5 protein-coding genes are annotated in these 7,136 nt (G+C 64.9%); all 5 read right to left on the reverse strand.

Going from position 1 to position 7,136, the window contains the following annotated elements; genetic code table 11:
* On the reverse strand, window positions 1–2,708 hold a 2,708-nt coding region (locus tag ACO6D5_RS29045), incomplete at its 3' end, for a DUF4347 domain-containing protein (protein ID WP_485827311.1).
* A 163-nt stretch (window positions 2,709–2,871) separates the two neighbouring features.
* Window positions 2,872–4,518 carry a TolC family outer membrane protein gene (locus ACO6D5_RS29050; RefSeq protein ID WP_485827312.1) on the reverse strand — a complete coding sequence of 549 codons (1,647 nt, stop codon included), beginning with the start codon at window positions 4,516–4,518 and terminating at the stop codon, window positions 2,872–2,874.
* Entirely contained in the window at window positions 4,511–5,380 is an 870-nt protein-coding gene (locus ACO6D5_RS29055) for a hypothetical protein (RefSeq protein WP_315847459.1), read from the reverse strand. Before ACO6D5_RS29055 ends, ACO6D5_RS29050 begins: the two co-directional genes overlap by 8 nt.
* Window positions 5,381–5,395: 15 nt before the next feature.
* Window positions 5,396–6,187: a SapC family protein gene (locus ACO6D5_RS29060; RefSeq protein ID WP_006227061.1), complete on the reverse strand. Its 792-nt coding sequence runs from the start codon at window positions 6,185–6,187 to the stop codon at window positions 5,396–5,398.
* Between the two features lie 507 nt (window positions 6,188–6,694).
* A complete protein-coding gene (locus tag ACO6D5_RS29065) occupies window positions 6,695–7,096 on the reverse strand; it encodes an Imm1 family immunity protein (protein WP_485827313.1) in 402 nt (133 codons plus the stop codon).
* Between the last annotated feature and the right edge of the window lie 40 nt (window positions 7,097–7,136).

Here is a 7,136-nt window from a genome sequence, read left to right on the forward strand (position 1 = left end):
TCGATCAGCGTGGAGCCCAGGCCGCCGTTCAGGCGCGCGTCGCTGAACACGCCATGCAGCGTGTTGGCCAGCGTGGGCGCAGCCTGCCCTGCCGCCAGCGCCGTGCCGTCGGTTTGGTACGTGGCCGTCAAGCCGGTGTTCGTCAGCGTGAAATTCCATTCGCCGTTTTCGTCCAGCGTGTTGCTGAGCGATCCGGCCTGCGCCCAGAGCTCGTTCGCGCCCTGGTAGCCCGTAAAGGTATTGTGGCCCAAGCCGCCCTTCAGGACGTTGGCGCCCGCGCTGCCGATCAGGGTGAGATCGCCGCGATAGTTCGTGCCGTCCAGCGTGACGCTGGTGCCGGCGTGATTCGTCGTGCCCACGGCCGCCGTGGGGTCGATGGTGCGATAGTCCTGCAAGGTCACGGCGTTCACGCCGCGCAGGGTCACCGTGGTGGTGGGACCCGCGCCGGAAGGCGTGTTCGTCAACGTGGCCGAGGTCTTGTCGCCGCTCAACGTGGCGTTGCTGTCCACGCCCGCGATGTATTCCGTTGCGCCGCCTGTCGCCAGGTTGCCGATCACCAGATCGTTGCCGCCGCCGCCGCTGATGCGGTTCTGGCCGCGGCTGTTGGCCACGGTAATGATGTTGTCGCCCAGGCTGCCGACGATGTCGTTGCCATAGGTGCCGCCCGCGCCGATGACGTTGCTGATGTTCAGCACGCCGGCCATGCCGCTGGCGTCGTACAGGCCGGTGTTGCCGTCCTGGAAGTTCAGATTGACGGTGACGTTGTCTTCGTAGGCCGAGTAGTCCAGCGTGGTCTTGCCGGCCACGCCGAAGAACATCTGCACGTCAAGATTGCTGACCAGCGCGGTGGCGCCGTTCAGGCTGTTGATGCTGCCGTCTGCCGCGACCCCCGCGCCCAGGTACACGGAGATGCCGCCGTCCGTCTGCACGCGGGCCGTTACGTCGACGCCATACTGGGAGAGGTCCAGGGTGTTGCCGCTTTGGCCAGCCTGCTGGGTCAGGGTGAAACCGATGGCGCCGCCGGTGACGATGTAGGTATTGCCGCCGCCGCTGCCGCTGATGATGTCTTGCGAGTGGTTGATCGTGACGGTGGTGTCGCCTACGACCGTGATCTTGTTGCCGCCCTGCGTGGAACCCTTGACGCCGCTGATCGCTCGCACATAGCCGAATCCGGTCGGCGGCGGCGGCGGCACTTCTTCGCCATTGGCGTCGGCCGTGGGGCCGGACAGGTCAACCGTGACGCCGGTGGCGTACCCGCTGTAATCCAGCAAGGTCTTGCCGTCCAGCGCGGTGCCGATCAGGTTGAAGGTCTTGTCGCCGATCTTCAGGCTTTGCGTGCCGTCGGCCGACTTGAACACCACGTTGATGGTGTGCTGCGTCCAGACGTTGGCGGCGTCCACCGTCGAATACTGGATCTGGTAGGCGTCGTTGTTGCTGATGATGGCGGTGACGTTGCCCTTGATGGCCGAGAAGTCCAGCGTGTTGTTGCTGTTCTCGTCGTCCTCGTTGCGGACCCAGACGCCGTTTTCCTGCTTCATGCCCTGGCGCACTTCGATCGTCGTGACGGCGGCGGTGGAGCTGTTGTCGAACACGAACGTGTTATTGCTGCCGTAGCCGATCAGGTGGTCATTGGTGGCCACGCCTTGCAAGGTGGAGCCGCCCGATTGCAGGCCGGTGGCGCTGGCCATCACGCCATTCCAGCTGGCGACCGTGATCGTATTGGCGTCGATGACGCCATTGCGGTAGTCCAGCACCCAGTCGCCGCCCAGCGCGGCGCTGCCCACGGTGTGCGTAGCCGCGGCCACGTCCGCGCGCGTGATGGCGGACAGACTGTCCACGAAAGCGATGCCGCCCTTGCCGGCCGCGACATTGCAGCCGTACAGCAGCAGGTCACCGTCTTCCGACAAGGCGTCGCCCCAGGCGCGCAGCTGTTCCTTGTAGGTGTCCAGCTGCCCTTCGCCCAGCGTGGCGGTGCCCAGCGTGAGCGACCCGGCGCTGCCGTGGCTCATGATCTGGACGGCGGCCAGATCCTTGTGCTGGCCCAGGATCTGCGTGATCTGGTCCACGCCGTCATAACGGCCGTCCAGCACGATGATCTCGGTGTCGTGCGCGCGCAGCACCTGCACTTGCGGGCCGTCGCCGCTGGGTTTGGTCAAGAGCCCGTCCAGGCCTTCGGTCTTGCCGCTGATCAGGCCGTACAGGCCTTGCACGATCTGCTCGGCGTTATCGACGGCCGGGTCCACGAAGATGATCTGGCGCACCGGCGTCTGGTCCGACTGCGTGGTGTAGCCGGGGATGTTGGCAGCCATCGCTGACGGCTTGGCCTGGCTGGCTTCCTGCCCGGGCAGCCATGCCTTGGCGTCGCCCTGGCGCGTGGCGTTGGCCTTGGCGTATTGGTCCAGCGTCAGCATCTCGCTGTGCTGGGTGGCGGCCTTGAAGGCCGCGCGTTCCACAAGGTAAGGATGCGAGCCGGGCGCGCTGGGCTTCTTGCCCTGGGCGCTGGCCGCGGCGGCGGCGCCGGGATTGGCTGGCGCAACGATCGGGGCCTGGTCGCTTGCGGGCGGCGGCGGCGGAACCAGCAGCTCGGCCGACATGAGATAACGGCGCTCCAGCGCCTCGAAGAGCGGCCGCCTGCGGAACAAGGATTGCTGCACCTCGCGGGAGGAACGGCCGGTCCAGAGTTTGCGCGCCAGTTTCTTCATGCTCATATCGTCGCTCGACACTTTTTTGGCGGGCGCCTGAAACGCCCTGAATTAAACGATTCGGAGCCATCCGGTACACCCCCGGATGGCCCTGCTTTTACGTGGCCTTGCTCTTGCGTCCTATGGCAAGGGCGCGCGAACTGCCGCGCGCCCCCTTGCCGCCCTGCCGCTACAGCATCTGCTGGCTGATCACCGCGATATCCGCCGCGCTCAGCGTGCCGGCGGCCTGCTTCAGCTTCAGGCCATCCAGCAAAAAGTTGTATCCAGCTTCGGCCTGCTGGCGCTTCGCGTTGTACAGATTGCGCGTGGCATCCAGCACGCTGACGATGTCGTTCAGCCCGGCCTGAAAGCCTTCTTCCTTCAGCTTCAACGCCAACTCGAAGGATTCCACCGAGCTGTTCAGCGCCTTGATCCGGTCAATGCCGATCACAATGTTCTGGAACGACGAGAACAGCTGGCGCTGCACCTTGCGGCGCGTCAGGCTCAGGTCGGACGAGGCCGCGCTCAGGCGGCTGGCCGCCGCATGGCTCATGCCGTACGTGTAGCCGCTCTGGAAGATCGGCACGGACAGGTTCACGGTGAAGCGGGTGTCGGCCACCGTGCTGCCGCCGCCGAACAGGCTGCCGCCGGTTTCGTTGCGGCCGGTGGAGGCGCGCAGGTTCACGCTGGGGTAGTAGCCGGCCTTTTGCACCGACACTTCTTTCTCGGCCACGGCCACGCCGGCCGACGCCGCGCGGATCGACCAGTTCTGGTCCAGCGCCGTGCGCAGCCAGGCTTGGGGGTCGTTGGGCACGGGCAGCGTCATCGGCAGGTCTTTGCGCACCGGGCGCAGCTTCAGGTTGCCATAGCCGACGATTTCCTGGACCGCTTGCTGCTTGTCCAGGTAATCGTTCCTGGCCAGCAAGGTGTTGGCGTCCTGGATGTCCAGGCGGGCCTGCACTTCGCTCAGGCCCACGCGGGTTTCCTGGCCGCTATGAAAGCGGGCCTGGACCAATTCCTTTTGCTTCTGGGTCGTGCGGCGCTCGGCCTCGGTCAGTTCGATCTGATCCTGGGCGGCCAGCACGCTCAGATAGGCGGTGGCGGTGCGCAGCATCAGGTCTTGCTGCGCATAGGCGTAGCTGGCCACTTCCTTGCGTTCGGCATCCTGCGACTGACGCCATTTGTGATAGGCGCCCAGTTCGAAGATCGGCTGGTTCAGGGTCAGCGCCCAGCCGTTCTCGGCCCAGTTGGCGCGGCCTGTCTGATAGACGGCGTTTTCGCTGTCGACCACGTTCTGTCGAACGCGGCTGCGGTTGACCTCGCCGCTGACGCTGGGCAAGAGGCCGGCGCGCGCGGACATCACGCCATAGCCCACCGCCTGCAGTTCCTGATACGCGCCTTGCAGCTGCGGATCGTTCTGCAGCGCCATCATGTAGACCTGGTCCAGCGTCATCGGGTCGGACTGGTCGGGCAACTGCGCGCCGTTGTACGCCGGCATGTTCTCCGCCAGGTATGACGCAGGCGCGGGCAGCACGGTGTTCTCGTCGAAACGCGGCGCGGGCGTGGGCGGCACTTCGTCCATCTGCGCGCTGGGGGTGGCCTTGCCGAAGCCGGAATCCTCTTGCGGCGTGTGCTGGCCGATCTTGAGCGAGCCGTTTTCCGTCTGCACGCCCGAAGACGCGACGCCGGTCGAGGCTGGCGCCGCCGCGGCGGGCGCCGAGGCTGCCCGGTCCCGCGACGCGCAACCCGCCACGCTCAGCGCGGCCAGCACGGCTACCGCCAACAGGCCCTTGCGCGCATGCGCCGGGCGGAAGAGAAGCTTGTCGTTGTCAGTCATAGTAGACAGTCAGAAACTCGTGTCCGTCCCGCGCGGCGCCGGCAGCCAGGCTATAGAGGCTGCGCGGTTCGTCGGGCAAAAGAAAACCCAGGACCTCGCTTTCAGCCAAAGCCAGGCTGGCGGCCAGTCGCAAGAGATCGGGGATGAAGGCCCGCAAGGGCAGATCCGCCCCACGGAAGGTGAGCGTGAACGAATCGCGCCGGGTGTCGGCTTCGTCCACTTCCAAGAACATGAAACCCGCGGGATCGGCCTGCGCGCAAGCCTGCGCCACGATGCCCTGCGCCACCTGCCGCAGCACCGGATTGGCAAGCTTGGCCAGGTACGGCGCCAGATGGGCGTCGAACGCCGCGCGGTCTTCCAGATAGCGCATCCGATAGCCGGTCACGGCGGCTTCGCGCTGCGTGGCCGGATGCCATTTGTAGCCACAGCCCAGCGGCAAGACGCCATGCTGGCGCAACGCTTCGGGCGTCGGCATGAATTCCAGATACACACGGTAGGTGCCGGCCGCGCCGTCGGGCTCGTAGGCGAAGAACATGGCGCGTGCGTGCTCCATGTCTTGCACCACGCGCATCCACAGCGACTGCGGGATGGCCAGCGCCTGCGACAGCGTGGCCAGGTCCAGCTGGTGCCAGTGCTCACGCTGGATGCCCAGCATGAACCGGTTGCCCACCAGGCCGGCGGCCGAGAACTTCATCGACCACTCGACCCCGTCGATCTGCCTGCCCTTGAATACGGACAGCAGGCGGTCCGCCCAGATCCGGGGTTCTCCGTGCAGCGTGTGCAGGGGGATATGGATCTCGGGCTCGGCGCCAGCCTGGCTGGGGGCCGTACCGATCGCGGGAGTCAAGGTGGCGGTCAGCATGGCCCCGACCGCGGATCAGGCCGCGGACTCGACGGGCGCAGCGTCGGTGCTGGACGCCACGTCCTTTTGCTGCTGCGCCTTCACGCGGCGCTGCTCGTCCAGCTGCATGGCCAGGCGCTGGATGTTGCCCAGCGACGCGCGATGCAGTTCGATCAGGCGCAGCATGCCGGTGCGTTGCAATTCGACCACGCGGGCGTCGTCGATGCCGGCGAACTTCTGCTCGTCCACGACCCAGAAGCCGCTCAGGTAGCGGTCGCCATCGGCTTGCGAGATGGTGATCGTCTTGGCAGCCAGCAGACCCAGCTCGTTCAGGCGCTTGGCCATGTTCTTGGTCAGTTCCATTTCGCCCTGGAACACGCGCAGGAATTCCATCATCTGCGTCAGGTAGCCCGTTTCCTTGCCGTCTTCGAACAAGGCCACGCCGTCGGCGGTGTTGATGCCGGGATAGGACTCATCGATGCACACGGCCAGGCGGTCGGCCTCGGACGTGGTGCCCAGCACGAAGGGATAGCGGCGCGCGAAGGCGGGCACATACGTATCGGCCTTCCAGGTGCCCAGTTCGGTCACGAACAGGTTGGACTTGTCTTCCAGGCCCAGCAGCACGGCCACATGGAAATTGCCGGCTTCATCGCCCACGAAAACGATGGGGTAATGACGGCCGGCGTCGGCGAATTCGCTGGCCGCGATGGGCAGCGCATTGGTGTCCAGCGCGAAAGCGTAATGATCCGGCTGGATTTGGATTTTGGTGTTCTGGTGCGCCGCACGGTCCAGTGCAACCGCCCGTTCGTAAAACACAGTCGCTGACATTATTAAAATCTCCTTACCCGGTGTTTGTTACTTGTTCATGTTTTCGGCAAGGCTGATGCGTCCGCAGAACCACGCCTTTTTGCGAAAATCCATACGTCATTGGGATGACCGATCGCAAGAATTAGACGGGTTTTGACAGATTTCGTCTATCCCTGAAACTAGGCATATGCACTGCTGAAAACCCGGAATTGCGGCGTATTTCGGGCAACGGGCGACATAAATCGATATATTTCACGCGCAGACAACGACCCCATTTTTCCGGAGTACGGAAATGGGAGTACGTGTTGCCGGCGATGGCCCGCTTGCGATGATGAAATCGCAGCTGGTTACCGATTGACCCACTTTTCGACGCGCAGATTCCGACCGGAAGTTACTCCGGCGGCATGGCCCGCGCATCGGACTTTAGTCGTAGCCGGCGCGGATGCCCGCCCACGGATAGCGGGCAGGCAGTGCAAGGGGAAGCGGATTGCGGAGATTGGAGGCGTGCTTGGAATCGACGCGACGCGCCTATTCGCTGACCCACTGCAGCGCGGGCGAGGGCTCGCCGGCCTGCTGGAAATGCTTGACCGCCGCCAGAGCGAGCTCGCGGTCCACGCACTGATATTGCTGGTAGCTGCCGGACTGGCCGCCGACTACGACGTCCTGGTCGTGGTCCTCGGATTTGTCGGGATCGACCAGCGTGTAGATGCGGGCGTCGTCGTCCAGCGTGATGGACACGACATAGGAGCCCTCGCCGCCGCCGATCGCCATGACGGTTTCGTCTTCCGTCACCAGCGCAATGGAGCTGAATTCCGCTCCATCCAACTGGTCCAGCGCGGCTAGCAAATCCGCATCCGAGGGGTCGGCACGCTCGCTGACCGCAGCCCGCTCGCCTTGGCGGCGTTCTTCGATGAGTTTTTTTATTTTCATGAATTCGGATCCCCCGATTATGGTTATCAAGCCGGCCGCC

Source organism: Achromobacter sp., from assembly GCF_057314935.1.